Source organism: Enterobacter sp. DTU_2021_1002640_1_SI_PRY_ASU_LCPMC_013, from assembly GCF_032389435.1.
Classification (GTDB): domain Bacteria; phylum Pseudomonadota; class Gammaproteobacteria; order Enterobacterales; family Enterobacteriaceae; genus Enterobacter; species Enterobacter hormaechei_C.
Window position 1 is genome coordinate 4,756,372 of the sequence record NZ_CP135594.1, and the last position, 26,899, is coordinate 4,783,270.

A 26,899-nucleotide genomic window follows, 5' to 3' on the forward strand; every position below is an offset into this window, starting at 1 on the left:
GCAAAGCCTTTCGAGGGAAAATCTCTATACTGATTCACAGACCATGCTGCCCGACAGGGCGGCCATATTCCTTAATTCGCTTATTGAGCGTGGAGAATTGAAATGCGACATCCTTTAGTGATGGGTAACTGGAAACTGAACGGCAGCCGCCACATGGTAAACGAACTGGTTGCTAACCTGCGTAAAGAGCTGGCTGGCGTGACCGGCTGCGCGGTTGCTATCGCTCCGCCGGATATGTACCTGGATCTGGCTAAACGTGCCGCTGACGGCAGCCACATCATTCTGGGCGCGCAGAACGTTGACGTTAACCTGTCTGGCGCGTTCACCGGTGAAACCTCCGCTGAAATGCTGAAAGATATCGGCGCGAAATACATCATCATCGGCCACTCCGAGCGTCGCACCTATCACAAAGAATCCGATGAGTTCATCGCGAAGAAATTCGCTGTGCTGAAAGAGCAGGGTCTGATCCCGGTTCTGTGCATCGGTGAAACCGAAGCAGAAAACGAAGCAGGCAAAACCGAAGAAGTGTGCGCACGTCAGATCGACGCTGTGCTGAAAACCCAGGGCGCGGCAGCGTTCGAAGGCGCGGTTATCGCTTACGAGCCAGTCTGGGCGATCGGTACCGGCAAATCTGCAACTCCAGCGCAGGCACAGGCGGTGCACAAGTTCATTCGTGACCACATTGCAAAAGCAGACGCGAAAGTGGCTGAGCAGGTCATCATCCAGTACGGCGGTTCCGTTAACGCATCAAACGCAGCTGAGCTGTTCACCCAGCCAGACATCGATGGCGCACTGGTTGGCGGCGCATCCCTGAAAGCAGACGCTTTCGCGGTGATCGTTAAAGCGGCAGAAGCGGCTAAGCAGGCGTAATTGCCTTTGTGGCGGGTGGCGCTTCGCTAACCCGCCCTACAAACGACCTAACACGCTAAACCACAAATAATCCAGCGGCAGCAGCACCAGATACGTCGCAATCGCCAGCGCCAGACAGAGCAGCATTCCCGCCTTCGCAGGCACTTTCCCTAAGCCCATCGCCACCACAATCGGCGACGCCTGATACGGCAGCAGCGGCGTGGAATACCCCAGCACCTGAATCATGATCACCGACAGCAGCGGGAAGCCGGTCGCGTCGGAGAAGCTCTGCGCCAGCGTGGTGTACAGCGCAGGAACGCCGTTGGCGGTCATAATGAAGTTGAGCGCCGTGGTGATCCCCGTCAGCGCCAGGAAGCTGGTAAACGGGCGGTCTGCATCCAGCGGCATGATATGGAGCAACGCCTCGCCTACGGCCGCACCGATACCGGTCTGCGTCACCGTAATGGCCAGCCCGAGTATACCCGCGACGTAAATACAGGTGCGCATATTCACCCCCGCAGAAAACTCCTCCCCGGTGATAAAACCGATGCGCGGCAGCATAACGATGACCGAGGCCGCCAGCCCCGTCCACGCTGGCCCAACGCCATGCCAGCTCTCCGTCACCCACATCGTCAACACCACCGCCAGTAGCCAGGCGAGTCGTTTTTCGTCACGCCCCATCGGTTCCGATGGCGCGAGATCCTTCGCCGGTTTCGGGTTACCGGGGAACAGCCAGCAGATCAGGCCAATCAGAATCAGGCCTTTGAGAATACCCAGCACCGGGGTGTGCAGCAGCAGATACGGGACATAGTTGAGGTGGATACCGTATGAGCCTTCCGCCGCGCCGCTCATCACCAGGTTTGGCACGTTGGCGGGCAAAATAGTGGCCGAGAGCTGGAAGGTGCCAAACCCGACCGCCAGCGCCAGGCCAAACCAGGCCCGCGAGCCATCAGGAATGCCGGCCCGCTTCGCCATCGCGGCGACAATCGGCATCAGCAGCGCAATACGTCCCATGTTCGACGGCATCACGAATGCCAGGGCATAGCTCAGCAGCACAACGCTCGCCACCATCAGCACCCAGGAGTCGGTAAGCTTTGCCGACAGCGCCCGGGCGGCCCTGTCCGCCAGGCCAGTTTTCCGAATCGCCACACCCAGCACAAAGCCGCTGAACACCAGCCAGAAGGCAGACGAGGCGAAGCCGCCGAAGATCACTTCCGGCGGGGCGATTCTGGCGGTCATCGCCGCCGTGAAAAACAGCAGCGCGGTGATAAATTCCGGCAACAGCGACGTCGCCCACAGCACGATGGTGACGCCGACGATCAGCGAGGGAAGCAGCAGAGGATGCGTTAACCAGAGCGACATACCTGTCTCCTGTAGAATTTTTCAGCAAGTCTACGGCGACAGGCAGGGCGAGTAAACGCTATTTATGGTGGGGTCACTTCAGGATATCGCATTGATGATCCTGCAATTCCTCAGCCGACGCGCGGTTAAAGGTAAGCAGGTTACGCTCTGTCGCCAGCAATACAAACGAGCCGTCCGACTGCTGCGCCATCGCCAGCGCGAAGCGTCCCATATGATCGCGGGCTTCCGGCAGCTCTTCCGCCAGCATCATAAACGGGCTGCGCTGCACCAGTTCGTTCTCCGTCACCCGACGGGCAAGGTATTCATGCCCTTCCAGCCCGCCCGGAAGCGGTAACCACTGGGTGCTGATTTGCCCCTGCGACGCGTTCAGCTTCTCGCGCACGTCTGGGCGCAGACAGGAGATGTGGATATGAAAATGGTTTTGCGTGCGCCCGGTCGGGGAGTTGATGGTCAGCGAAACGGCGCTGTCAGGCACGTCGGCCCCCCGTTTCATGCTCATAAAATGACGAGACTGCCATGCCAGCCAGAAGAAATTCGGTGTCTGCGGCTCAGTCAGCAGCGGGCTTTCGGTGCCGTTGATACGGTACGTGGGCATCAGCAGGTATTGCAGCGGCCCGTTGCGGTCCTTGAACACCACGTAGCCCGCATCTGGCTTCACCTGCGCACACGGTGCCGGGTTACGGTTATGCAGCTGGTTGGGCACACACTGGTCGAGAACGATATGACGCAACGCATTCGGATTACCCGCTTTCATCCAGTACACGCCGCCTGCGGCAAGGGCGATAACGATCAGAATCAGTAAGATAATTTTTTTCACAACGCGTTCCCTGTTTTCAATAGAGGCAAAAGAGTAACGCAAAATGATGACCAAATAAAAAACCCGGCGGATTTCTCACACCGGGTTACCGTGTCGTTCTTTGTAAAACGCTTAGCGCTTGCTGATCTGGTCGAAGGTGCCGCCGTTAGAGAAGTGCTCTTTCTGCGCTTTGGTCCAGCCGCCAAAAACCTCATCAATAGTGAACAGCTTCAGTTTCGGGAAGGCGTTTTCGTATTTCTTCGCGACGGCCTCATCGCGCGGGCGGTAGAAGTTTTTCGCCGCAATTTCCTGCCCTTCCGGTGAGTAAAGGTACTTCAGGTAGGCTTCCGCCACCGCTTTGGTACCCTTCTTATCAACAACCTTATCGACGACAGAGACGGTCGGCTCAGCCAGGATCGATTCGCTCGGGGTGACGATCTCGAACTTGTCTTTACCCAGCTCGTTGGTCGCCAGCAGGGCTTCGTTTTCCCATGCGATCAACACGTCGCCAATGCCGCGCTCGACGAAGGTGTTGGTTGCGCCGCGCGCGCCGGAGTCCAGCACTTCGACGTTTTTAAACAGTGCTTTGACGAAGTCCTGTGCTTTGGCCTGATCGCCGTTGTTGTGGTGCAGCGCGTAGCCCCAGGCTGCCAGATAGTTCCAGCGTGCGCCGCCGGAGCTTTTTGGGTTCGGGGTAATGACAGACACGCCTGGCTTAATCAGGTCGTTCCAGTCCTTAATCTGTTTCGGGTTGCCTTTACGCACCAGGAAGACAATGGTCGAGGTGTATGGCGCAGAGTTGTCCGGCAGACGCTTGATCCAGTTTTTGTCGATACGGCCACGCTCCGCGATCGCGTCCACGTCATAAGCCAGCGCCAGGGTAACCACATCGGCTTCAATACCGTTGATCACCGATGTCGCCTGCTTACCGGAACCGCCGTGAGACTGGCGAACCACCACGTTATCGCCGGTTTCCTGTTTCCAGTGCGCCGCGAAAGCTTTGTTGTACTGGTCGTACAGTTCACGCGTCGGATCGTACGACACGTTCAGTAACTGAATGTCCTTTGCCAGAACGCTGGTCGATGCCAGCAGTAATGTTAACCCCACGCCCCATTTATTCATCGCCCAGCTCTCTTGTGTAGTGTTTTGATGAATGCAGCGTGCCAGAAAGCTAACCGATGATTAAAGAATAAAAAAAGATTGGCTATAACGAAGGAGAATATAAGAAGTGGATAAGCGGCCTGATGCCCTCACCCCAACCCTCTCCCACGGGAGAGGGCGCAACCATAAAAAACGGTAACCCAAGGGTTACCGTTTTGCATTTACCTTGCCGCCACCCGGCGCAATACAGACGCCGATCAGTACAGTTTTTTCGCGCAGTCCAGCCAGTCACCTTTGAACGGACGCTTCATGTTTTCAATGGCGTCGATGATGTCATGGTGAACCAGTTTCTCGTTCTGAATACCGACGCAGCGGCCGCCGTGTCCCTGAAGCAGTAGCTCGATCGCGTACGCGCCCATGCGGGACGCCAGGATACGGTCGTACGGGCCTGGGGAACCACCACGCTGAATGTGGCCCAGAACGGTCGCGCGGGTTTCGCGTTTGGTTTCGGTTTCGATGTACTTCGCCAGCTCGTCAACGTCACAGATGTGCTCGGTGATAGCAACGATGGCGTGTTTTTTACCTTTCGCGATACCGGCTTTGATTTCAGCGACCAGATCTTCACGGCTAAATTCCACTTCCGGCACCACCACGAACTCACAGCCACCGGCAATTGCCGCCGCCAGAGTCAGGTCACCGCAGTAACGGCCCATTACTTCAACAATAGAAATACGCTGGTGAGAGGAAGAGGTGTCACGCAGGCGGTCAATCGCTTCCACAACGGTACCCAGCGCGGTGAAGTAACCGATGGTGTAGTCGGTGCCTTTGATGTCATTGTCGATGGTGCCAGGCAGGCCGATGCACGGGAAGCCCATTTCAGTCAGACGTTTTGCACCCATGTAGGAGCCGTCGCCGCCGATAACCACCAGCGCATCCAGACCCCGTTTTTTCATGTTTTCGATAGCCACTTCACGGATGTGTTCGTCACGGAATTCCGGGAAGCGTGCAGAACCGAGGAAAGTACCGCCACGGTTGATCATGTCAGACACGCTGTAGCGGTCGAGCTGAACCATGCGGTCTTCATACAGACCCAGGTAACCGTCATAGATACCAAAAACTTCCAGACCTTCCGTCAGCGCTGCACGGACAACCCCACGGATTGCCGCGTTCATGCCCGGCGCATCACCGCCGCTTGTCAACACACCGATTTTCTTAATCATGACTACCTCTGAACTTAGGAATGCAAAATTGAAATCTGCTGCCGGAAGAAACTGTTCAACCGTCGAATACTGCAAATAGTATATCAATCCCTTCCAGCTGAATTGATTCAGGTCAGGCCATATGGTGGTAATTTATCCACAAAATGCTGCTCTGGCTCACTTTTTTACAACGAATTACGAAAGCTCAAAACGCCCTGGGTACGACAGAGCACGGATCCTGATGAATAATGACGTCTGACCCAGGGAAACGCTGCAAAATCGCCTGCTCCACCTGTTCAGCGACCATATGCGCCTGAACCAGTGGCAGGTTGTCTTCCATTTCCAAATGAATCTGAATAAAGCGGGTCGGCCCTGACTGCCGCGTACGAAGATCGTGAGCACCACTGACGCCAGGCCAGTTGGTCACGATGGCATAAATTTCATCACGTTCTGCATCCGGAAGCGCACGGTCAAGAAGCGACTGTACCGCTTCATACCCCATCCGCAAGGCGCTGTATAAAATATAGATCCCTATCCCTAACGCAAACAACGCATCGGCCCGATGCCAGCCATACCAGGCCAGACCAAGCGCAATAAGAATAGCCCCATTCATCATAACATCAGACTGATAATGAAGCATATCGGCCCGTACAGCCTGGCTTTGTGTTTTGCGTACAACCCAGCGCTGGAACGTAACAAGAACAAGTGTGCTTATAAGTGCAACTACCGTTACGACCACGCCAACGCCCGGATCGTTCATCGGAGAAGGCGAAATAAGATGCTGAATACCGGTCAAAAACAGGAAAAGCGCAGAGCCCGAAATAAACATGCTTTGTGCCAGCGCGGCCAGCGATTCCGCTTTGCCGTGGCCAAACGTATGCTCTTCATCCGCCGGTTGCAGCGAGTAGCGCACCACCAACAGGTTGGTCAGCGAGGCGGCAATATCCACCAGTGAATCCACCAGTGCCGCCAGAATACTGACCGACCCGGTGTACCACCACGCGAAAATTTTAATGATCAGCAAACACGACGCCATCACCGTCGCGGCTATTGCGGCCCGGCTTACCAGCCGTCCATAGGATTGATTCATAAACACTCCTGTCATGCCATGGCGCTAGTATAACGGATGGTGGTGGAGTGAAAGGATGAATAAAGCGTTAACAAACCTGAACAATGGGCAAAAAAAACCCCCACATCATGTGGGGGAAGACAGGGATGGTGTCTATGGCAAGGAAAACAGGGTTTACTGGTTACTACGGGTACTGCTATTGCTACTGAAAAGCGTCATATCTGAGCTTCGCTGCATCCGTGCAACCTCACGCAACTGATTCATACGTTGCTGATGTTTGGTATTCAAAACCGCTTGCTGCTCGGGCGTTAGCAGGTGGAACATCTGGTTGCGAACCTTCGCCATCTCTACCTGGCGGGCAACCTGTTCCTGCGCCATTTTTTCGGCCTGAGCGCGTACAGCGCTTTCGTCAAAATTTTCTGCGGTGACAAGGCGATGCATTGTCTCCATTTCGCTAACATTAACAGGGGGCTGGTCGTGTCTTGCCCTCTGCATCAGATCTCGCATCTGTTGACGCTGATGTTCGGTTAAACTTATGCCGTCAAACATATGGCTTTGGCTGCTGTGCTGCGTTGCGCCCTCTGCTGAGGAACCGTTATCGCTGATGATAGCTACAGCAGCCTGGCTAAACGCACTGAAGGCCAGCGTTGAGGCCATGACGGCAGCGGTAACTTTGCGCATCACTTGCTCCCAAAATCTTTCGTGTCGCGATTCAACGAGAGACAGTCTACGATTCAGGCTGCAAACATGCGTCAGGGGGTGTAAAACAACGTAAAGTCATGGATTAGATAGCCTTGATGTCGTAATTTCTGCCTCGGAGGTATTTAAACAATGAATAAAATCCTGTTAGTTGATGATGACCGAGAGCTCACATCTCTTTTAAAGGAGTTGCTCGACATGGAAGGTTTCAACGTCCTGGTTGCCCATGATGGCGAGCAGGCGCTGAGTCTCCTTGACGACAGCATCGATTTACTTTTGCTCGACGTCATGATGCCGAAGAAAAACGGTATTGATACGTTGAAAGAGCTTCGCCAGACACACCAGACCCCCGTCATTATGCTGACCGCACGCGGCAGCGAGCTTGACCGCGTACTCGGCCTTGAGCTGGGTGCGGATGACTATTTACCTAAGCCGTTCAACGACCGTGAACTGGTGGCCCGTATTCGCGCGATCCTGCGCCGCTCTCACTGGAGCGAGCAGCAGCAGAATACCGACAACAGCTCACCTACGCTGGAAGTGGACTCCCTGAGCCTGAACCCGGGCCGCCAGGAAGCGAGCTTCGATGGTGAAACGCTGGAGCTAACCGGCACCGAGTTCACCCTGCTGTATCTGCTGGCGCAGCATCTCGGCCAGGTGGTGTCGCGTGAACACTTAAGCCAGGAAGTGCTCGGCAAACGCCTCACCCCGTTTGACCGCGCCATCGATATGCATATCTCGAACCTGCGCCGTAAGCTGCCGGAGCGTAAAGACGGTCACCCCTGGTTTAAAACCCTGCGTGGTCGCGGTTATCTGATGGTTTCCGCTTCATGATAGGCAGCTTAACCGCCCGCATCTTCGCCATCTTCTGGCTGACGCTGGCACTGGTTTTAATGCTCGTTTTGATGTTGCCAAAACTCGACTCACGCCAGATGACGGAGCTACTCGACAGCGAGCAACGTCAGGGCGTGATGATCGAGCAGCACGTGGAAGCGGAGCTGGCAAACGATCCGCCGAACGATTTAATGTGGTGGCGCAGGCTGTTTCGCGCTATCGACAAGTGGGCGCCCCCCGGACAACGTCTTTTACTGGTCACCAGTGAAGGCCGCGTGATTGGGGCCGATCGCAATGAAATGCAGATTATCCGCAACTTTATTGGCCAGGCGGATAATGCCGATCACCCACAGAAAAAGAAATATGGTCGGGTAGAGATGGTCGGTCCTTTCTCGGTGCGGGATGGGGAAGACAATTACCAGCTCTATCTGATTCGCCCTGCGAGCAGTTCCCAGTCCGACTTTATCAACCTGCTGTTTGACCGTCCGCTTTTGCTGTTGATTGTCACGATGCTGGTCAGTTCCCCGCTGCTGTTATGGCTGGCGTGGAGCCTGGCGAAACCGGCGCGTAAGCTGAAAAATGCGGCGGACGAAGTGGCGCAGGGCAACCTGAGGCAGCATCCGGAGCTGGAATCCGGGCCGCAGGAGTTCCTGGCCGCCGGAACCAGTTTTAACCAGATGGTCTCTGCTCTTGACCGCATGATGACCGCGCAGCAACGCCTGCTGTCGGATATCTCCCACGAGCTGCGGACGCCGCTCACGCGCTTACAGCTGGGTACCGCCCTGCTGCGCCGCCGCAGCGGTGAGAGCAAAGAGCTGGAGCGTATTGAGACGGAAGCGCATCGCCTGGACAGCATGATCAACGATCTGCTGGTGATGTCGCGCAATCAGCAGAAAAACGCGCTGGTGAGCGAAACGGTGAAAGCCAATCACCTCTGGCATGAGGTGCTGGACAACGCGGCGTTCGAAGCGGAGCAGATGGGCAAATCGTTCACCGTCAACTTCCCGCCGGGCCCGTGGCCGCTCTACGGTAACCCCAATACGCTGGAAAGCGCGCTGGAGAATATCGTGCGTAACGCCCTGCGCTATTCGCACACGAAGATCGAAGTGGCGTTTTCGGTGGATAAAGACGGGATTACCGTCATTGTCGATGACGATGGTCCTGGCGTCAGCCCGGAAGATCGCGAGCAGATTTTCCGTCCGTTCTACCGTACCGACGAGGCGCGCGACCGTGAATCTGGTGGTACGGGGCTAGGTCTGGCGATTGTTGAAACCGCCATGCAACAGCACCGTGGCTGGGTGAAAGCCGATGACAGCCCGCTGGGCGGGCTGAGGTTAACGCTGTGGCTGCCGCTGTATAAGCGTTCTTAGTTTACTCTGGCACCGTAATGTAGGCCCGGTAAGCGCAGCGCCACCGGGCGAAAACAGGCGCAGAGGTACAAATGCCGGGTGGCGGCGTCGCCTTACCCGGCCTACTATTTGTAGGGCGCTATTTGCCCCACAATCTCCGCGAATTATCCTCGATCTTCCCGGTTAAACGCCGCTTCTGCATCGTTCTTGTCCAGCTGGTGGATAACCCCGCAGCCGACAGCAGGCGATGATACTGCTCGTCGTCAAACGGCATATGCCACGCAATGGCGCAGGCGTCATACACCGAGACATCGCTCAGGCGCGACGCTAGTTCAAGCGGTGCATCCGCAGAAACCTGCCCGGCCAGTACCACGCGGTACAGCCAGCCGGTTTTGCCCGCTGTTTGCAGCTGCTCGGACATATCGCTAATGCCGAAATGGAAGTTGAGCTTGAAGCACGGCGAGCGCGGCTGCGTCACCTGGATAAGGGCATCGCCCCAGCGGTAAATGTCACCGATAAAGACGTTTTTCTCGGTCAGCCCTTCGGTCGAGAGGTTCTCGCCAAACGCGGGCGCGACAAACAGATCCGCCTGCTCGGGGAATTCGGCTTTCCAGTGCTGATAGTGCTCGCGCGGATAGTGGCACAGCGCGCGATCGGGCCCGCCGTGGATTTTCTTTTCAGCCTGCTGGTCACCCGCAAGCCCGAGATCGGTCAACGTCAGCTCACCGTCGACCTGCACTTTGGCGATGGCGCTCGGGCGGCTGCCTTCGTACTCCCTTACCTTGCCTGTAAACACATTCACCGGGTAATGCATCTCCACTCCTTCAGATACAAAAAAAGCGAGTCATCAGACTCGCTTCTCACAGGCGTCAATGCAACCTTATTTTTTAGCGGCGAAACGCGCTGCTGCTTCGTCCCAGTTCACTACATCCCAGAAGGCTTTGATGTAGTCAGGGCGACGGTTCTGGAACTTCAGGTAGTAAGCGTGTTCCCACACGTCCAGACCCAGAATTGGGAAGCCGGATGCGCCAGAGATAGCTTCACCCATCAGCGGGGAGTCCTGGTTAGCGGTAGAAACGACCGCCAGTTTGTCACCTTTCAGGACCAGCCACGCCCAGCCAGAGCCGAAACGGGTTGCAGCGGCTTTTTCGAATTCCGCTTTGAAGTTGTCAACGGAACCGAAGTCACGCTCGATAGCCGCTTTCAGGTCGCCCTGAAGGGTGGTGCCGGTTTTCAGGCCTTTCCAGAACAGGCTGTGGTTAGCGTGACCGCCCGCGTTGTTGCGCAGCACGGTTTTCTTGTCTGCCGGCAGCTGGTCCAGTTTGGTGATCAGCTCTTCAACAGGCAGATTAGCGAACTCTGGCAGGCTTTCCAGCGCAGCATTCGCGTTGTTCACATAGGTCTGGTGGTGTTTAGTGTGATGGATTTCCATCGTCTGCTTGTCGAAATGCGGTTCCAGTGCGTCGTAGGCATACGGCAGGGATGGCAGTGTATAACTCATAATCCTCTCCATTATTGTCGGGCGGCACAGCTGTTAATGCCGCGTAAGCAGTTGGTTCATTATAGTTAATTAAATGATATTGAAAATGATTATCAATGCCGTAGTTTTTATAAGGTTATTAGATTTTTGATAAATGACAAAATTGTGAGTCTGCTCACGTGCTTAACGTGCTGATTGCCATCCTGAACAAAAGTGCGGCAACCTTCTGAAGGTTCCCAAACCGCCTCATTTTTACACTCATCAAGTCGGCGGGAAGCCTCCGGCTATAAAAACGATGAGGATGTAAAAATGAATCATGCGATTACGATGGGTATTTTCTGGCATTTGATAGGCGCGGCCAGTGCAGCCTGTTTCTATGCCCCGTTTAAAAAGGTGAAAGGCTGGTCATGGGAAACCATGTGGTCCGTTGGCGGCACCGTGTCCTGGCTGATTTTGCCGTGGACAATCAGCGCCATGCTGCTGCCCGATTTCTGGGGCTACTTCTCCTCTTTTAACGCCTCCACCCTGCTGCCGGTATTCCTGTTCGGCGCGATGTGGGGCATCGGTAATATCAACTACGGCCTCACCATGCGCTACCTAGGCATGTCGATGGGGATTGGCATCGCGATTGGCATTACGCTGATTGTTGGCACCCTGATGACGCCAATCCTCAACGGCCACTTCGACGTGCTGATCAACACCCAGGGCGGGCGAATGACGCTGCTGGGCGTGCTGGTGGCGGTGATCGGCGTGGGCATCGTCACCCGCGCAGGCCAGCTGAAAGAACGCAAGATGGGCATCAAAGCCGAAGAGTTCAACCTGAAGAAAGGGCTGCTGCTGGCGGTGATGTGCGGCGTATTCTCGGCGGGCATGTCGTTCGCCATGAACGCCGCCAAACCGATGCACGATGCCGCTGCGGCGCTGGGCGTCGATCCGCTGTACGCTGCCCTGCCAAGCTACGTGGTGATCATGGGCGGCGGCGCGCTGGTAAACCTCGGCTTCTGCTTCATTCGTCTGGCAAAAGTGAAGAACCTGTCGGTAAAAGCCGACTTCTCGCTGGCAAAACCGCTGATCGTCACCAACGTCCTGCTCTCCGCCCTCGGCGGTCTGATGTGGTATCTGCAATTCTTCTTCTACGCCTGGGGTCACGCCAGTATTCCGGCGCAGTATGACTACATGAGCTGGATGCTGCACATGAGCTTCTACGTGCTGTGCGGCGGGCTGGTTGGGCTGGTGCTGAAAGAGTGGAACAACGCCGGGCGTCGTCCGGTTGGCGTGCTGAGCCTGGGCTGTGTGGTGATTATCATTGCGGCCAATATCGTCGGCCTCGGCATGGCGAACTGATTACGCTGCCTTTCGACTGCGATGACGCCACTGAACCGGCGTCATCCCCACCTCACGGTTAAACACCACCGAAAAGTAGTTACTGTCCTCAAAGCCGCAGCGCATCGCCACTTCACTCACCATCAGCTCCGTATGCTGTAACAGGTACTGGGCGTGGCAGATGCGCAGCTGGCGCAGATAGTGGTTGACCGTCATCCCCGTCTGGTTGCGGAACTGCTGGCGCAGCGCGCGCTCGCTGCACTGCTCCTGCTCGCAGAATTTTTCCAGCACGAAACTCTTGTTCAGACTGCCCGCAAGCCGGGTGATGAGCTTATCCAGCAGCGCTTCCTGTGTGGTAGCAGAGGGATTATCCGTAGCGTAACGATGCCGCTTCAGGGTCATCACCAGCTGGGCAAAAAGCAGCTCCGACATCTGGTTTGCCACCGGATCGCTCTTCTGGCTCTCCTGCTCCAGCTGGGAAATCGTCTGGCGCACCTGAGCCATGCCGTTGCTGCTTAAGCGCCAGTGCGGTTCGCCTCTGGCATCATGAAAACCGGGGATATTGCCCGCCCAGTCGACATTCAGTTTAAGTCTGTCGGGGCAGTAGATGACGTTCTGCAACACCAGATCGTTAACCGAGGCGTAGGAGTGTTTGTCTTCAGCGCGGATGTAGAACAGGTCTCCGCGCGTGATGCGGTAGGGGCGGTCGTTGAGGACGTGCAGGCCGTTGCCTCGCCATACCAGCACCAGCTCGCAAAACTCGTGGGTGTGCTCGGCAAAGACGTTTTGCGGGTAGCGGTCGGCCACCGCGACGGCCTGACTCGCGGAGGCAAAAAAATCATCTTTGCGAAGAATGAGCTGAGCAGCCACACCACAACCTCTACGGCGAATAACCGGACATTATTAGCCTTTTTGCAGCAAAAAAACGGTGACTGCCCTCGCGTTACTGAAGCAACGCGTCTTTCCCCTGACGAATATCGCGCGGCGACCAGTTAAACTCCCGGCGAAAAAGCGTCGAAAAGTGGTTACTGTCGCCGAATCCGCAGCGATAGGCGATATCGGTGACGCTTTCGTCGGTATGACGTAAAAGGTGCCGCGCTTTGATCAGGCGCAGACGGTTGAGGTAGCGCTGCGGCGTCAGCCCGGTATGCTGCTTGAGCTGACGATGCAGCGTGCGCAGCGAGAGCGAAAAGTCATCCGCCAGCGTTTCCCAGCAGACATCTTCGGCAAAATGATCTTCCAGCCAGGCCATCAGCTGATTCAGGCGCGCGTCGTTATTTTCCAGCCCTTCCACCAGGCTGCTGCGCCGCAGCAGCACCAGCAGCTGCATAAACAGCAGCTCGCGGGTAGCAATGGCGTGCGTCTCCTGTCCATCCTCGCTCTGCTCCATCTGGCTCACCAGCTGACGCACCTGCTGCAACGTGGTCTGATTCACCCGCCAGTGCGAGGGGTAGTGACCGTCCTTCTCCTGCGGCAACAGCTGATTCAGCCCGGAGAGAAACTGGAACGCATCCGGAGAACGATAGAGCACATTGGTCAGGCAAAGGTTGTCGGTATGTTCATACAGGTGCCTGTCGTGATCGCGCACGAAGCACACCGTACCGCCGCTGATGGTATACGGCTGACCGTTAAACACGTGGATACCCGTTCCGTGCTCAACAATCACAATTTCATGAAAATCATGATGATGCTCCGGGAACGCAGCCTGAGGCAGCCGTGGCTCAATCGCGACCGGCGAAGCCCCCGAAGGAAAAAAATCGACGCTGTGCAGTACGGTCATAACGGCCCCCACCAATGAGAAAAGTTCTCAAAATAGTAATTAAGGCCTTCCACGCTCACCTTAAATTTTTGACAGCAAACCGCGCAAAAGCTGTCGGTTTTTCAAGAAACAGGCGGAAAGATCAGGAAATGCGGTCAGCGTCACACTGCCTGCAAACCCCGCCATTACTGGAAACTGTGAACTCCCTCACGTTCATCTTTGCTTTCTTGCCAGCGCGAGATTTGGGCTGTCAGTGGCGAGAAGGTGGCTATTTCTTCCCTTTCTTACACTCCTCGCTAATGACTTAAGAAAGGACCCGACCATGACTTTTCGCCATTGTGTGGCTGTCGATTTAGGCGCATCCAGCGGCCGTGTAATGCTCGCCACCTGGGACTGCGACCTGCACACCCTTACGCTTCGCGAAATGCACCGTTTCGCCAATTGTCTGCAAAAACAGGACGGTTTTGTTACCTGGGATATCGACGCCCTGGAAGCAGAGATCCGCACCGGACTTCACAACGTCTGCGAAGACGGTATTCGCATCGACAGTATCGGCATTGATACCTGGGGTGTGGATTACGTACTGCTGGACAGTCACGGCGAACGCGTCGGCCTGCCCGTCTCCTACCGCGACAGCCGCACCGATGGGCTAATGGCGCACGCCATCGCCCAGCTTGGCAAGGAGAACATCTATGGTCGCAGCGGCATTCAGTTTCTGCCGTTTAACACGCTGTATCAGCTGCGCGCGCTGGTTGAGCAACAGCCAGAGCTGGTCGAAAAGGTGGCGCATGCGCTGCTGATCCCGGACTACTTAAGCTACCGTCTGACCGGCAACATGAACTGGGAATACACCAACGCCACCACCACGCAGCTGGTTAACATCAACACCGATAACTGGGATGAACATCTGCTGGCGTGGACGGGGGCATCGCCTTCCTGGTTCGGCGCGCCAACCCATCCGGGCAATGTGATCGGCCACTGGCTTTGCCCGCAGGGGAATGAAATCCCTGTTGTCGCCGTCGCCAGTCACGACACCGCGAGCGCGGTCATTGCCTCGCCGCTCGCCGGCAAAGACGGGGCGTACCTCTCTTCCGGCACCTGGTCGCTGATGGGCTTTGAGAGCAAAACACCCTACACCAGCGATGTCGCACTGGCGGCGAACATCACTAACGAAGGTGGCGCCGAAGGGCGCTACCGGGTGCTGAAGAACATCATGGGCCTGTGGCTTCTCCAGCGGGTGCTGAAAGAGCAGAACATCACCGACCTGCCCGCGCTTATCGCGGAAACCGAAACGCTGAAGGCCTGCACCTTCCTGATTAACCCGAACGACGACCGCTTTATCAATCCGGCGCACATGAGCGCTGAAATCCAGGCCGCCTGTTTTGAAGCGGGGCAGCCGGTACCTTCCCGCCCCGCCGAGCTGGCGCGCTGCATTTTTGACAGTCTCGCCCTGCTCTATGCCGACATCCTGAGCGAACTGGCTGACCTTCGCGGCAAACCGTTCACGCAGCTGCATATCGTGGGCGGCGGCTGCCAGAACCAACTGCTGAACCAGCTCTGCGCGGATGCCTGCGGCATTACCGTGGTGGCAGGTCCGATTGAAGCCTCCACGCTCGGCAATATCGGCATTCAGCTGATGACCCTGGACGAACTGTCCAACGTTGACGATTTCCGTTCGGTGGTGACGGCGAATAACAGCCTGACCACCTTCACCCCCCATCCCTGCCATGAAATTGCCCGCTACCGGGCGCAGTTTCAGCAAAAACGACTGACTAAGGAGCTTTGCGCATGACCACTCAACTAGAACAAGCCTGGGACCTGGCTAAACAGCGTTTCGCCGCCGTCGGCGTGGATGTCGAAGAGGCGCTGCGCCAGCTCGACCGTCTGCCCGTCTCCATGCACTGCTGGCAGGGTGATGACGTTGCTGGCTTCGAAAACCCGGGCGGTTCCCTGACGGGGGGTATTCAGGCCACGGGTAACTATCCGGGCAAAGCGCGCAACGCCACCGAACTGCGTGCGGATCTGGAGCTGGCGCTGAGCCTGATCCCCGGGCCAAAGCGCCTGAATCTGCACGCCATTTATCTCGAATCCGACGAGCCGGTGGCGCGTAATGAAATCAAACCGGAGCACTTTACGAACTGGGTGGCGTGGGCGAAAGCCAACAAGCTGGGCCTGGACTTTAATCCCTCCTGCTTCTCGCACCCGCTGAGCGCGGACGGCTTTACCCTTGCGCACGCCAACGACGAAATCCGCCAGTTCTGGATCGACCATGTCAAAGCCAGCCGCCGCGTTTCTGCGTATTTCGGCGAGCAGCTTGGCACGCCGTCGGTGATGAACATCTGGATCCCGGACGGCATGAAGGATATCACCGTAGACCGACTGGCCCCGCGCCAGCGCCTGCTGGCCGCGCTGGATGAGGTCATCAGCGAGAAGCTGGACCCGGCGCACCACATCGATGCCGTCGAGAGCAAGCTGTTCGGCATCGGCGCAGAGAGCTATACCGTCGGCTCGAACGAGTTCTACATGGGTTATGCCACCAGCCGCCAGACCGCGCTGTGCCTGGATGCCGGCCACTTCCACCCAACCGAGGTGATCTCCGACAAGATCTCCGCCGCCATGCTCTACGTCCCGCGCCTGCTGCTGCACGTCAGCCGTCCGGTGCGCTGGGACAGCGACCACGTGGTGCTGCTGGATGACGAAACCCAGGCGATTGCCAGCGAAATCATCCGCCACGATCTGTTCGACCGCGTGCACATTGGCCTCGACTTCTTCGACGCCTCCATCAACCGCATCGCGGCGTGGGTTATCGGCACCCGCAACATGAAGAAAGCCCTGCTGCGCGCGCTGCTGGAGCCTGTCGCCGCCCTGAAACAGCTGGAAGAAAACGGCGACTACACCGCGCGCCTGGCGCTGCTGGAAGAGCAGAAATCCCTGCCGTGGCAGGCGGTGTGGGAGATGTACTGCCAGCGTCACGATGCGCCTGCGGGCAGCCAGTGGCTGGACAACGTGCGGGCATATGAGAAAGACGTATTGAATAAGCGCGGGTAATTTTGCCCTCACCCTAACCCTCTCCCACAGGGAGAGGGAACTTTTACCCCCTCTCCCTGTGGGAGAGGGCTGGGGTGAGGGTTCAACCTCACCGCGATAACTGGAAATGAAAACTATGCAGACCATCACCACCTCCTGGTTCGTCCAGGGCATGATCAAAGCCACCTCCGACGCCTGGCTGAAGGGCTGGGACGAGCGCAACGGCGGCAACCTGACGCTACGCCTGGACGACGCGGATATCGAACCCTTCGCGGCCGATTTCCACCAGAAGCCGCGCTATATCGCCCTGAGCCAGCCGATGCCGCTGCTCGCCAACACGCCGTTTATCGTCACCGGTTCCGGGAAGTTCTTCCGCAACGTTCAGCTCGACCCGCAGGCCAACCTCGGCGTAGTGAAAGTGGATAGCGACGGCGCGGGCTACCACATTCTGTGGGGGCTGACGGATGAGGCGGTGCCAACCTCTGAGCTGCCGGCGCACTTCCTCTCCCACTGCGAGCGCATCAAGGCGACCAATGGCAAGGACCGCGTGATCATGCACTGCCACGCCACCAACCTGATCGCCCTGACCTACGTGCTGGAAAATAATTCTGATTTCTTCACCCGCAAGCTGTGGGAAGGCAGCACCGAGTGTCTGGTGGTGTTCCCGGACGGCGTCGGCATTCTGCCGTGGATGGTGCCGGGCACCGACGAAATCGGCCAGGCAACCGCGACGGACATGCAGAAACACTCACTGGTGCTGTGGCCGTTCCACGGCGTCTTCGGCAGCGGCCCGACGCTGGATGAAACCTTCGGCCTGATCGACACCGCCGAGAAATCCGCAGAGGTGCTGGTGAAGGTCTATTCCATGGGCGGCATGAAGCAGACCATCACCCGGGAAGAGCTGATCGCCCTGGGTAAACGCTTTGGCGTCACCCCGATGCAGTCGGCGTTAGATTTGTACCAATAACAACATCGCGCCCCGCTCATTGAGACGGGGCGAAAACCACCTGCAATCCCTACAACTAACTCAAGTCAGTGGAGTAAAAGCAATGAAAATAAAAGCAAGCTTGATCCTCACCGTTGCCGCTCTGGCGTTGTCCGGTTCCGCTTTAGCAGAAGTGAAAATCGCCCTGGTGGCGAAGTCCTTAGGGAATGGATTCTTCGAGGCAGCGAACGTCGGCGCGCAGGAGGCGGCCAAAGAGTTAGGCGATGTAAAAGTGATTTATACCGGCCCGACCACCACCACGGCGGAAGCGCAGATCGAAGTGCTGAACGGGTTGATCGCCCAGGGCGTGGATGCGATCGCAATTTCCGCGAACGATCCGGACGCCGTCGTGCCGGTGCTGAAAAAAGCGATGCAGCGCGGCATCAAGGTTGTGTCGTGGGATTCCGGCGTGGCGAAAGCCGGACGTCAAATCCATCTCAATCCCTCCAATAACGCCCTGATTGGCGAAACCAACGTCAAGCTCGCCGCCGATGCCCTGAAAGCGCTGAACGTGGAGAAAGGCGATGTAGCGGTGCTGAGCGCCACGCCAACCTCCACCAACCAGAATACCTGGATTGCGGAGATGAAAAAGGTGCTACCGAAGTACCCGTCCGTCAATCTGGTAACCGTGGCCTACGGGGACGATCTCTCTGACAAGAGCTACCGCGAAGCGGTCGGCCTGCTGAAAACCTACCCGGAGCTGAAAGTGATTGTTTCGCCTTCTTCCGTGGGCATTGTGGCTGCCGCGCAGGCGGTGAAGGACCAGGGCAAGATTGGCAAAGTGTACGTCACCGGTTTAGGCCTGCCGTCTGAGATGGCGGGCGCGGTGAAGTCCGGCGCAAGCAAGAGCTTTGCCATCTGGAACCCGATTGACCTGGGCTATGCCGCAACCTACCTGGCGGATGACCTGGTGAAAGGCACCGCCACGAAAGGCGAGGCCAGCATGGGCAAGCTGGGCAAAGTGAAGCTGGATGCCGACGGCAACGGCGCGATGGCCGAGCCGTTCGTTTACGATGCCAGCAATATTGATAAGTTCTCGAAAATCTTTTGATCCTTTCCCCCCTCACCCTAGCCCTCTCCCAAAGGGAGAGGGAACGTTAACCCCCTCTCCCTTTGGGAGAGGGTCGGGGTGAGGGTGAACCAAACGGAGAACTATCATGACCCCATTGCTACAGCTTTCTGGCATCACCAAGGTGTTCCCCGGCGTGCGTGCTCTTGAGAACGTGCAGCTTGCGCTGTGGCCCGGCAAAGTGACCGCCCTGATAGGCGAAAACGGCGCGGGCAAGTCAACGCTGGTCAAAGTGATGACCGGCATATACCAGCCCGACGAGGGCGAAATTCTCTACAAGGCGATCCCCGTTCACCTTCCGACGCCGGAGTCGGCGCATAAAATGGGCATCACCGCCATTCACCAGGAAACCGTCCTGTTCGATGAACTCTCGGTCACCGAAAATATCTTTGTTGGTCAGTACCTTCACACGGGCTTTTTTAAAAAGCTCGACTGGCCGGAGATGCACCGCCGGGCGCAGGCGATCCTCACCCGGCTTGAGGTGCAAATCGACCCGCGCGCGACGCTGAAAACCCTGAGTATCGCCCAGCGCCATATGGTTGCCATCGCCCGCGCGCTGTCGTTTGAGGCGCAGGTCGTCATTCTCGATGAACCGACGGCGGCCCTGTCGCAGCATGAAATTCTCGAGTTTTACCACATCGTTGAGCGCCTGAAGCAGGAGGGCAAGGCCATCCTGTTTATCTCCCACAAGTTCGACGAGATCTTCGAGCTTGCAGACCACTACACCATCCTGCGCGACGGCGCGTTCGTCGGAGAAGGCGCGATGAGTGCGATAACCGAAGAGCGGATGGTGTCGATGATGGTCGGGCGCGCCATCACCCAGACCTTCCCGAAAATCGAGTGCGAAAAAGGCGAGACGGTGCTGGAGGTAAAGAACCTCTGCCACCCGACCGAGTTTGCCAACATCTCCTTCTCCCTGCGTAAAGGGGAAATCCTCGGCTTCTACGGGCTGGTCGGCGCCGGGCGTACCGAGCTAATGCAGGCGCTTTCCGGCGTCACGCGGCCGTCGTCGGGCGAAATTATCCTCAACGGCCAGCCTCAGCGCTTTCGCCATCCTGCGGATGCGATCAAAGCTGGTATCGTCTGCGTGCCGGAAGAGCGGCAGAAGCAGGGCGCGATTATCGAGCTGCCGATTGCCCAGAACATCAGCCTGCCGCAGCTCGGCAAGCTCAATCCGAACGGCGTACTGCACGACGACCGCGAATGGAAGCTGGCAGACGACTACGCCAGGCGCCTGCAAGTGAAAGCCTTTAGCTGGAAGCAGGCGGTGGAAACGCTCTCCGGCGGCAACCAGCAAAAGGTGGTTATCGCTAAGTGGCTGGCAACGCATCCTGACGTGATCATCCTCGATGAGCCGACAAAAGGCATCGATATCGGCTCAAAGGCAGCCGTTCATCACTTTATGTCCGAACTGGTCAGTCAGGGGCTGGCGGTGATTATGGTCTCGTCCGAACTGCCGGAAGTGATGGGCATGGCGGACCGTATCATCGTGATGCACGAGGGGCTGATGGTGGCCGAATACCAGGCGGGAGACGCGACGGCGGAAACCATCGTCAGCGCCGCCAGCGGTGCAAAACAGGAGGCGGCATAAATGCTTAGCTCACTCTTAAAACACCGCGAGGCGCTGCTTGGCGCGGTGATTGTCCTGATGGTCGTCGCCATTGGCAGCCGCGTGCCATCGTTTATCGCACCGGGAAACCTGGTGGAGATGTTTAACGACACCGCCATTCTGATCGTCCTCGCGCTCGGGCAGATGTTGGTGCTGCTCACTAAAGGCATCGACCTGTCGATGGCGGCTAATCTGGCCCTGACCGGGATGATTGTCGCCCTGATTAATTTCCATTACCCGGACGTGCCCGTCTGGGCGCTGCTGATCCTTGCCAGCGCGCTTGGGCTGCTGATGGGCGCAATAAACGGCCTGCTGGTGTGGAAACTGGGCATTCCGGCGATTGTGGTGACGCTCGGCACCATGAGCATCTACCGCGGAATGATCTTTTTGCTCTCCGGCGGCGGCTGGGTGAACTCCAACCAGATGGGTGCAGACTTCCTCGGCCTGCCGCGTGCGTCAGTGCTGGGCCTGCCGGTGCTGAGCTGGTGCGCCATCGCCGTACTGTTGCTGGTGGGCTACTTCCTGCGCTACAGCCGCACCGGACGGGCGCTCTACACCGCAGGCGGGAACGCCACGGCAGCGTACTACACCGGGATCAACGCCGGGAAAATGCAGTTTGTCAGCTTCTGCCTCTCCGGGCTGCTGGCCGGGTTCTGCGGGTATCTGTGGATTTCGCGCTTTGCGGTGGCCTATGTCGACGTGGCGAACGGCTTTGAGTTGCAGGTGGTCGCCGCCTGCGTGATTGGCGGGATCAGCACCATGGGCGGCACCGGGCGCGTGCTCGGCTGCCTGTTCGGCGCGCTGTTTCTCGGCGTCATCAACAACGCCCTGCCGGTGATCGGCGTCTCCCCGTTCTGGCAGATGGCGATTTCCGGCTCGGTCATTGTCATCGCTGTGCTGCTGAACGAGCGCGGCAACAAGCGCAAAGGCAGGCTGATCCTGCGCGACGCGGCGCTGGCACGTCAGAAACTGGCGGTGAAACCATGAGCAAAATGATGACATCTGAAGAGTTCAAACCCACTTCTGCGCCGGGCATCTTCCAGCGCCTGCTGTGCTGGGAGGGCTTCCTGCTGGCGGTGACGCTGGCGGTGTTTGTGGTGAACGCGCTCGCCTCGCCCTACTTCCTCAATATCTGGAACCTCTCCGACGCGACGTTCAACTTCACGGAAAAAGCGATCATTGTGTTGCCGATGGCGATGCTGATTATCGCCCGGGAAATTGACCTGTCTGTGGCCTCCACCATCGCGCTCAGCTCCACGGTGATGGGCTTTTGCGCGGCGGCGGGCGTCGATACGCCGCTGCTGGTCTGCGTGGGATTAGGCGTCGGGCTACTGTGCGGGCTGTTCAACGGCATTCTGGTGACGCGCTTTAACCTGTCGTCCATCGTCATCACCATCGGCACCATGAGCCTGTACCGCGGGATCACCTACATCCTGCTCGGGGACCAGGCGCTGAACAGCTACCCGGAGAGCTTCGCCTGGTTCGGCCAGGGCTACGTCTGGGGTGCGCTGTCGTTTGAGTTCGCGCTGTTTATCGTGCTGGCCGCTCTGTTTGCCTTTGTGCTGCACCGCACCAATTTTGGCCGCCGCACCTACGCCATCGGCAACAACCCGACCGGCGCGTGGTACTCCGGCATCAACGTGAAGCGCCACAACCTGATCCTGTTTGCGCTGGTAGGACTGATGTCCGGCCTGGCGTCGGTGCTGCTCACCTCGCGTCTGGGCAGTACCCGCCCGACCATCGCGATGGGCTGGGAGCTGGCGGTGGTGACGATGGCGGTGCTCGGCGGCGTCAATATTCTCGGTGGGTCCGGCAGCATGGTGGGCGTGATTATCGCCGCCTTCCTGATGGGGCTGGTGACCTTTGGCCTGAGCCTGCTTAACGTGCCCGGCATCGTGATGTCGGTGATTATCGGCGCGATGCTGATCGTGGTGATTTCGCTGCCGATTATTACCCGCCGGGTGATGCAGCGAAGACGGAATTAAATTGCCCCTCACCCTAACCCTCTCCCCACAGGGGAGAGGGGACTGCTCGGTGCGGCCTTTCACCCTCTCCCCTATGGGGAGAGGGCTGGGGTGAGGGGGAAACGGATTACCTCAAAATCATATTAAGGAGAATTATCATGAGCTTTATGTTGGCACTCCCCAAAATCAGCCTGCACGGCGCGGGCGCAATCGGCGATATGGTCAACCTGGTGGCAAACAAGCAGTGGGGAAAAGCGCTGGTTGTCACCGACGGCCAGCTGGTGAAACTTGGCCTGCTCGACAGTTTGTTTTCCGCGCTCGACGCCCATCAGATGTCGTATCACCTGTTCGATGAGGTATTCCCGAATCCGACGGAAGCGCTGGTGCAAAAAGGCTATGCGGCATATCAGGATGCGGAGTGTGATTACCTGATTGCCTTTGGCGGCGGCAGCCCGATTGATACCGCCAAGGCGATCAAAATCCTCACCGCCAACCCCGGTCCGTCAACCGATTACTCCGGCGTCGGCAAGGTGAAAAACGCGGGCGTGCCGCTGGTGGCGATCAACACCACAGCAGGCACGGCGGCGGAGATGACCAGCAACGCGGTGATCATTGACGCCGCGCGACAGGTGAAAGAGGTGATTATCGACCCGAACATCATCCCGGATATCGCCGTGGACGATGCCAGCGTGATGCTCGATATTCCCGCCTCCGTGACCGCCGCAACCGGCATGGATGCCTTGACCCACGCCATTGAAGCCTACGTGTCCGTCGGCGCGCACCCGCTGACCGATGCCAACGCGCTGGAGGCGATTCGCCTGATCAACCTCTGGCTGCCGAAAGCGGTCGACGACGGTCACAACCTGGAAGCGCGCGAGCAGATGGCCTTTGGTCAGTATCTGGCGGGCATGGCGTTTAACAGCGCCGGTCTGGGGCTGGTGCACGCCCTGGCGCACCAGCCGGGCGCGACGCATAACCTGCCACACGGCGTGTGCAACGCCATTCTGCTGCCGATCATCGAAAACTTTAACCGCCCGAACGCGGTTGCCCGATTTGCCCGCGTGGCGCAGGCGATGGGCGTTGACACGCGCGGCATGAGCGATGAAGCGGCCAGCATGTCAGCCATTCAGGCGATTCGCGACCTGAGCGCCCGGGTCGGCATTCCGTCCGGCTTCAGCCAGCTCGGCGTGACCAAAGCCGATATTGAAGGCTGGCTGGATAAAGCCCTCGCCGACCCGTGCGCACCGTGTAACCCGCGCACCGCCAGCCGCGATGAGGTCCGCGAGTTGTACCTGGAGGCTTTATGATCCGCAAAGCGTTTGTGATGCAGGTAAACCCGGACGCGCACGAGGAGTACGCGCGCCGCCATAATCCCATCTGGCCCGAGCTGGAAGCGGTGCTGAAAGCCCACGGCGCGCACCACTACGCCATTTACCTCGACAAAACCCGCAACCTGCTGTTTGCGACGGTGGAGATTGAATCGGAGGAGCGCTGGAACGCGGTGGCAAACACCGATGTCTGCCAGCGATGGTGGAAATATATGGGTGACGTTATGCCGTCGAACCCGGATAACAGCCCGGTGAGTGCGGGGCTGAAAGAGGTGTTTTACCTGGACTGATTTCCGTCACTTTCATCAAAATATGCGCATGCTCGCATTTCTCAAAAACCCCTGGCTTACCAGGGGTTTTGCTATTGAATGCTAAACGCCCTGTGTTAATTTCACCCAAAACTGGCATACGCCAGTTAATCATGGAGTGATTTAATATGGCTGATTTAAAGGTTGTTACCCTTGGCGGTGGTTCAGGATATACCCCAGAGCTCATCGACGGATTTATTCGCCGTCACCACGAGCTGCCGGTTAGCGAATACTGGCTGGTGGATATCGAAGCGGGTAAAGAGAAGCTGGACATCGTCGGCGCGCTGGCCCAGCGCATGGTGAAGAAAGCGGGCATCAACATGGCCGTTCACCTGACCACGGATCTGGACGCCGCCCTGAAGGGCGCTGACTTTGTAACCACGCAAATCCGCGTGGGGCAACTGGCGGCGCGCATTCAGGATGAGAAAATCCCGCTGCGCTACGGCGTGCTGGGTCAGGAAACCACCGGGCCTGGCGGCTTTATGAAAGCCCAACGCACCATTCCCGTGCTGCTGGATTTATGCAGGAAGATGGAGGTACTGTGCCCGGACGCATGGCTGATTAACTTCACCAACCCTGCTGGGATCGTGACCGAAGCGCTCTCGCAGCACAGCCCCATTAAATCGATAGGGATTTGCAGCGGGGCAAACAGCATGATGCGCGACGTCGCAAAAGCCTACGGTGTAGAACGAGACGCAGTGGATGCCAGAATTATTGGCCTGAACCACCTGATTTTTGCCGACAGGATCCGCGTGCAGGGGCAGGATTGCACAGACGATTTTATCGAGAAGCTGGCACAAGGCGTGGGCGGCAATCAGCTGAAAAACATCCCTGACATTGGGCTACCTGCCGATTTCATCCGCGCCCTGCGGCTCTATCCGCTCTCTTATCTGAAGTATTTTTACCTCAGCCGCGAAATGGTCGAGCATGAGATTGACGAGCTCACGCACGGCGGCACGCGAGGAGAGCAGTCCCTCGTTATCGAAAAATCGCTATTTGAGCTATACCGGGATCCGACGCTGTGTGAGAAACCCGCAGCCCTCGCCGCCCGAGGCGGTGCGCTCTATTCCGACACCGCCTGTTCCATCATCAGTTCGATTTACAACAATAAACGCGAAATCCACGTTGTTAACGTGCCGAACCGGGGCACCACGCCCGATCTGCCCGATACCGCGGTCATTGAAACCAACGCCATGATCGACGCCTGCGGCGCGCATCCGCTGAGCTACGGACATCTGCCGGTGGCCGTCAAAGGGCTCATTCAGAGCGTCAAAACCTTTGAGGAGCTAACGGTTGAAGCTGCCCTTACCGGAGACCGCCGCGTGGCACTGCTGGCACTGGCGTCGCATCCGCTGGTGCCATCCGTTGCCGTGGCGGAGGCGATATTAAGTGACTACCTGCTCGCCAACCGCGAGTTTTTACCTCAGTACGCGCACTGATGCGCTCAGCGATCTACAGGGAGTTCATATGAAGCGTTTTCTGGAGAATCAGTTAGTGCCGATCATGATGAAAATCGGCAATAACGTCATTCTCGTTGCCGTGCGTAACGGCATCGCCTTTACCTTGCCGTTTATCATTGCCGGCAGCGTGTTTTTGATCGTGGCTAATCTGCCCATTCCCGGCTGGAGCGGGTGGATTGGACAATACGCGGAGCTGCTCAGCATCCCGGTGCAGGCGACGTTTGGCGCCATCGGTCTTATCGCCGCCATCGGCATTAGCTATAACCTGGCCAGGCACTACGCGCTGGATGGCCTGAGCTGCGCCTGCATCACGGTGGCCGTGTTCCTGCTGTCGCAAATCGACGAGTATCACAAGATTAACGTCGATAACTTTGGTGCCTCGGGGCTTTTCTCGGCCATTATTTTGTCGGTGATAACGGTCTATATCGTGCGCTTTTTTATCCAGCGCAAGCTCTACATCACCCTGCCGGACGGCGTGCCGCCCGCCGTGCTTCAGTCGTTTGTCAGCCTGGCTCCGGCCTTCGTCTGCCTCGCACTGATCTGGGTGGTGCGGGTGGTGCTGAACTTTGATATCAATGCCTTTTTCACGCTCATCCTCAGCCCGCTGGTCACGGGGCTGGACACGCTCCCGGGCATGTTGTTGCTGGTTGGGCTAATCTCCCTGCTGTGGTGCTGCGGCATTCACGGCACCAACGTCCTGTCCGGTATTACCAGCCCAATTTTCCTGAAGTTTATTGCTGAGAACACCGAGGCGTATCTTTCCCACCAGCCCATTCCCCACGTCAGCGCCGAGGGTTTCTACACCATTTTTATTTGCTCTGGCGGGTCCGGCGCGACCATGGGGCTGGTGCTGGCGATGCTGATGTCAAAGAGTCGCTATTACCGATCCGTAGGACGGGTTTCCGTGGGGCCGTCGCTGTTTTGCATCAATGAACCGGTTATCTTCGGCGTGCCGATGGTGCTGAACCCGCTGATGATGATCCCGCTGGTACTGACGCCCATGGTGATTTGCACCTGCTCGTGGCTACTTATGACGTTTGGCATTATCGGTAAGCCCGTGTTCCAGATCCCGTGGACAATGCCGCCGATACTGAACGCCTACTTTGCCACCGGAGGGAATATCCCTGCCGCCATCTGGTCCGGCTGCATGGTGCTTATCTCTGCGGTGATGTATTTTCCGTTCTTCAAAATGCTTGAGAAAAAGCAACTCGCGCAGGAAAAGCGCGAAAAAGAAGCCGAAATGTATCCACTCGGTGAGCAAGGTTAAACTTTAGGGCGCTGGTCAGCGCCCGCCTTATCCTTCAGTGGTACACTGCCCGCCTTCATGACTGA

At 57.6% G+C, this 26,899-nt stretch carries 25 protein-coding genes; 15 read left to right on the plus strand and 10 right to left on the minus strand.

Annotation, left to right across the window (positions count from 1 at the left end):
• Positions 1-102: 102 nt before the first annotated feature.
• Complete coding sequence (gene tpiA / locus RS584_RS22720) at positions 103-870, plus strand: triose-phosphate isomerase (protein WP_003862019.1); 768 nt, start codon at positions 103-105, stop codon at positions 868-870.
• Between the two features lie 36 nt (positions 871-906).
• On the opposite strand, the gene RS584_RS22725 is transcribed toward tpiA, so the two are convergent.
• From RS584_RS22725 to cpxP, 6 genes are all read right to left on the minus strand, one after another.
• Positions 907-2,211, minus strand: coding sequence for an SLC13 family permease (locus RS584_RS22725; protein ID WP_032103451.1), 1,305 nt, complete (start codon positions 2,209-2,211; stop codon positions 907-909).
• A gap of 73 nt (positions 2,212-2,284) precedes the next feature.
• Positions 2,285-3,028 carry a CDP-diacylglycerol diphosphatase gene (locus RS584_RS22730; RefSeq protein WP_003862014.1) on the minus strand — a complete coding sequence of 248 codons (744 nt, stop codon included), beginning with the start codon at positions 3,026-3,028 and terminating at the stop codon, positions 2,285-2,287.
• A 111-nt stretch (positions 3,029-3,139) separates the two neighbouring features.
• On the minus strand, positions 3,140-4,129 hold the full coding sequence (locus RS584_RS22735; RefSeq protein ID WP_032660777.1) for a sulfate ABC transporter substrate-binding protein: 990 nt from the start codon (positions 4,127-4,129) through the stop codon (positions 3,140-3,142).
• 236 nt (positions 4,130-4,365) lie between these two features.
• A complete protein-coding gene (gene pfkA, locus RS584_RS22740; protein WP_003862009.1) occupies positions 4,366-5,328 on the minus strand; it encodes a 6-phosphofructokinase in 963 nt (320 codons plus the stop codon).
• 184 nt (positions 5,329-5,512) lie between these two features.
• Positions 5,513-6,397 carry a CDF family cation-efflux transporter FieF gene (fieF, locus tag RS584_RS22745; protein WP_017382698.1) on the minus strand — a complete coding sequence of 295 codons (885 nt, stop codon included), beginning with the start codon at positions 6,395-6,397 and terminating at the stop codon, positions 5,513-5,515.
• Between the two features lie 153 nt (positions 6,398-6,550).
• Positions 6,551-7,057, minus strand: coding sequence for a cell-envelope stress modulator CpxP (gene cpxP, locus RS584_RS22750; protein WP_003862006.1), 507 nt, complete (start codon positions 7,055-7,057; stop codon positions 6,551-6,553).
• Positions 7,058-7,207: 150 nt separating this feature from the next.
• On the opposite strand from cpxP, the gene cpxR reads away from it, so the two are divergent.
• Entirely contained in the window at positions 7,208-7,906 is a 699-nt protein-coding gene (cpxR, locus tag RS584_RS22755; RefSeq protein WP_003862004.1) for an envelope stress response regulator transcription factor CpxR, read from the plus strand.
• Positions 7,903-9,276 carry an envelope stress sensor histidine kinase CpxA gene (gene cpxA, locus RS584_RS22760; RefSeq protein WP_015569937.1) on the plus strand — a complete coding sequence of 458 codons (1,374 nt, stop codon included), beginning with the start codon at positions 7,903-7,905 and terminating at the stop codon, positions 9,274-9,276. Before cpxR ends, cpxA begins: the two co-directional genes overlap by 4 nt.
• 118 nt (positions 9,277-9,394) lie before the next feature.
• Here cpxA and yiiM read toward each other — a convergent pair whose 3' ends face one another.
• Both yiiM and sodA read right to left on the minus strand, forming a co-directional pair.
• The gene (gene yiiM, locus RS584_RS22765; protein ID WP_315748677.1) at positions 9,395-10,069 is read right to left on the minus strand and encodes a 6-hydroxyaminopurine reductase; all 675 of its coding nucleotides are present in this window, start codon (positions 10,067-10,069) and stop codon (positions 9,395-9,397) included.
• 66 nt (positions 10,070-10,135) lie between these two features.
• Positions 10,136-10,756: a superoxide dismutase [Mn] gene (gene sodA, locus RS584_RS22770; protein WP_003861999.1), complete on the minus strand. Its 621-nt coding sequence runs from the start codon at positions 10,754-10,756 to the stop codon at positions 10,136-10,138.
• A 288-nt stretch (positions 10,757-11,044) separates the two neighbouring features.
• Here sodA and rhaT point away from each other — a divergent pair, with 288 nt between their 5' ends.
• A complete protein-coding gene (gene rhaT / locus RS584_RS22775) occupies positions 11,045-12,079 on the plus strand; it encodes an L-rhamnose/proton symporter RhaT (protein ID WP_017694058.1) in 1,035 nt (344 codons plus the stop codon).
• Here rhaT and rhaR read toward each other — a convergent pair whose 3' ends face one another.
• Together rhaR and rhaS (RS584_RS22785) are read right to left on the minus strand one after the other, a co-directional pair.
• The gene (rhaR, locus tag RS584_RS22780; RefSeq protein ID WP_315748678.1) at positions 12,080-12,928 is read right to left on the minus strand and encodes an HTH-type transcriptional activator RhaR; all 849 of its coding nucleotides are present in this window, start codon (positions 12,926-12,928) and stop codon (positions 12,080-12,082) included.
• A 73-nt stretch (positions 12,929-13,001) separates the two neighbouring features.
• Complete coding sequence (rhaS, locus tag RS584_RS22785; RefSeq protein ID WP_315748680.1) at positions 13,002-13,838, minus strand: HTH-type transcriptional activator RhaS; 837 nt, start codon at positions 13,836-13,838, stop codon at positions 13,002-13,004.
• 301 nt (positions 13,839-14,139) lie between these two features.
• On the opposite strand from rhaS (RS584_RS22785), the gene rhaB reads away from it, so the two are divergent.
• From rhaB to RS584_RS22845, 11 genes are all read left to right on the plus strand, one after another.
• Positions 14,140-15,609 (plus strand): rhamnulokinase, encoded by a 1,470-nt coding sequence (rhaB, locus tag RS584_RS22795; protein WP_315748682.1) that lies wholly within the window; start codon positions 14,140-14,142, stop codon positions 15,607-15,609.
• On the plus strand, positions 15,606-16,865 hold the full coding sequence (rhaA, locus tag RS584_RS22800; protein WP_315748684.1) for an L-rhamnose isomerase: 1,260 nt from the start codon (positions 15,606-15,608) through the stop codon (positions 16,863-16,865). Before rhaB ends, rhaA begins: the two co-directional genes overlap by 4 nt.
• 115 nt (positions 16,866-16,980) lie before the next feature.
• The gene (gene rhaD, locus RS584_RS22805) at positions 16,981-17,811 is read left to right on the plus strand and encodes a rhamnulose-1-phosphate aldolase (RefSeq protein ID WP_015569930.1); all 831 of its coding nucleotides are present in this window, start codon (positions 16,981-16,983) and stop codon (positions 17,809-17,811) included.
• Between the two features lie 82 nt (positions 17,812-17,893).
• Positions 17,894-18,880: a rhamnose ABC transporter substrate-binding protein gene (rhaS, locus tag RS584_RS22810; protein ID WP_032649875.1), complete on the plus strand. Its 987-nt coding sequence runs from the start codon at positions 17,894-17,896 to the stop codon at positions 18,878-18,880.
• 106 nt (positions 18,881-18,986) lie between these two features.
• Positions 18,987-20,489, plus strand: coding sequence for a sugar ABC transporter ATP-binding protein (locus tag RS584_RS22815; RefSeq protein WP_315748685.1), 1,503 nt, complete (start codon positions 18,987-18,989; stop codon positions 20,487-20,489).
• The gene (locus RS584_RS22820; protein WP_315748687.1) at positions 20,490-21,494 is read left to right on the plus strand and encodes an ABC transporter permease; all 1,005 of its coding nucleotides are present in this window, start codon (positions 20,490-20,492) and stop codon (positions 21,492-21,494) included. It begins immediately after the preceding gene.
• Complete coding sequence (locus RS584_RS22825) at positions 21,491-22,492, plus strand: ABC transporter permease (protein ID WP_315748688.1); 1,002 nt, start codon at positions 21,491-21,493, stop codon at positions 22,490-22,492. The genes RS584_RS22820 and RS584_RS22825 overlap by 4 nt, the downstream gene beginning before the upstream one ends.
• 137 nt (positions 22,493-22,629) lie before the next feature.
• Entirely contained in the window at positions 22,630-23,778 is a 1,149-nt protein-coding gene (gene fucO / locus RS584_RS22830) for a lactaldehyde reductase (protein WP_315748689.1), read from the plus strand.
• Entirely contained in the window at positions 23,775-24,089 is a 315-nt protein-coding gene (gene rhaM, locus RS584_RS22835; protein ID WP_045338754.1) for an L-rhamnose mutarotase, read from the plus strand. Before fucO ends, rhaM begins: the two co-directional genes overlap by 4 nt.
• Before the next feature lie 146 nt (positions 24,090-24,235).
• Positions 24,236-25,546: a 6-phospho-beta-glucosidase gene (locus RS584_RS22840; protein ID WP_315748690.1), complete on the plus strand. Its 1,311-nt coding sequence runs from the start codon at positions 24,236-24,238 to the stop codon at positions 25,544-25,546.
• A gap of 28 nt (positions 25,547-25,574) precedes the next feature.
• Entirely contained in the window at positions 25,575-26,834 is a 1,260-nt protein-coding gene (locus tag RS584_RS22845) for a PTS sugar transporter subunit IIC (RefSeq protein WP_032668951.1), read from the plus strand.
• Positions 26,835-26,899: the final 65 nt, after the last annotated feature.

Bases quoted from the DNA above. Each gene is read 5' to 3' on its own strand.
- RS584_RS22725 (WP_032103451.1), bottom strand. From the start codon at position 2,211: ATGTCGCTCTGGTTAACGCATCCTCTGCTGCTTCCCTCGCTGATCGTC.
- cpxR (WP_003862004.1), top strand. From the start codon at position 7,208: ATGAATAAAATCCTGTTAGTTGATGATGACCGAGAGCTCACATCTCTT.
- RS584_RS22825 (WP_315748688.1), top strand. From the start codon at position 21,491: ATGAGCAAAATGATGACATCTGAAGAGTTCAAACCCACTTCTGCGCCG.
- fieF (WP_017382698.1), bottom strand. From the start codon at position 6,397: ATGAATCAATCCTATGGACGGCTGGTAAGCCGGGCCGCAATAGCCGCG.
- rhaS (WP_032649875.1), top strand. From the start codon at position 17,894: ATGAAAATAAAAGCAAGCTTGATCCTCACCGTTGCCGCTCTGGCGTTG.
- rhaB (WP_315748682.1), top strand. From the start codon at position 14,140: ATGACTTTTCGCCATTGTGTGGCTGTCGATTTAGGCGCATCCAGCGGC.
- RS584_RS22735 (WP_032660777.1), bottom strand. From the start codon at position 4,129: ATGAATAAATGGGGCGTGGGGTTAACATTACTGCTGGCATCGACCAGC.
- RS584_RS22820 (WP_315748687.1), top strand. From the start codon at position 20,490: ATGCTTAGCTCACTCTTAAAACACCGCGAGGCGCTGCTTGGCGCGGTG.
- rhaS (WP_315748680.1), bottom strand. From the start codon at position 13,838: ATGACCGTACTGCACAGCGTCGATTTTTTTCCTTCGGGGGCTTCGCCG.
- cpxP (WP_003862006.1), bottom strand. From the start codon at position 7,057: ATGCGCAAAGTTACCGCTGCCGTCATGGCCTCAACGCTGGCCTTCAGT.
- rhaT (WP_017694058.1), top strand. From the start codon at position 11,045: ATGAATCATGCGATTACGATGGGTATTTTCTGGCATTTGATAGGCGCG.
- rhaA (WP_315748684.1), top strand. From the start codon at position 15,606: ATGACCACTCAACTAGAACAAGCCTGGGACCTGGCTAAACAGCGTTTC.
- sodA (WP_003861999.1), bottom strand. From the start codon at position 10,756: ATGAGTTATACACTGCCATCCCTGCCGTATGCCTACGACGCACTGGAA.
- RS584_RS22840 (WP_315748690.1), top strand. From the start codon at position 24,236: ATGGCTGATTTAAAGGTTGTTACCCTTGGCGGTGGTTCAGGATATACC.
- fucO (WP_315748689.1), top strand. From the start codon at position 22,630: ATGAGCTTTATGTTGGCACTCCCCAAAATCAGCCTGCACGGCGCGGGC.
- RS584_RS22845 (WP_032668951.1), top strand. From the start codon at position 25,575: ATGAAGCGTTTTCTGGAGAATCAGTTAGTGCCGATCATGATGAAAATC.
- rhaD (WP_015569930.1), top strand. From the start codon at position 16,981: ATGCAGACCATCACCACCTCCTGGTTCGTCCAGGGCATGATCAAAGCC.
- yiiM (WP_315748677.1), bottom strand. From the start codon at position 10,069: ATGCATTACCCGGTGAATGTGTTTACAGGCAAGGTAAGGGAGTACGAA.
- cpxA (WP_015569937.1), top strand. From the start codon at position 7,903: ATGATAGGCAGCTTAACCGCCCGCATCTTCGCCATCTTCTGGCTGACG.
- tpiA (WP_003862019.1), top strand. From the start codon at position 103: ATGCGACATCCTTTAGTGATGGGTAACTGGAAACTGAACGGCAGCCGC.
- RS584_RS22815 (WP_315748685.1), top strand. From the start codon at position 18,987: ATGACCCCATTGCTACAGCTTTCTGGCATCACCAAGGTGTTCCCCGGC.
- rhaM (WP_045338754.1), top strand. From the start codon at position 23,775: ATGATCCGCAAAGCGTTTGTGATGCAGGTAAACCCGGACGCGCACGAG.
- pfkA (WP_003862009.1), bottom strand. From the start codon at position 5,328: ATGATTAAGAAAATCGGTGTGTTGACAAGCGGCGGTGATGCGCCGGGC.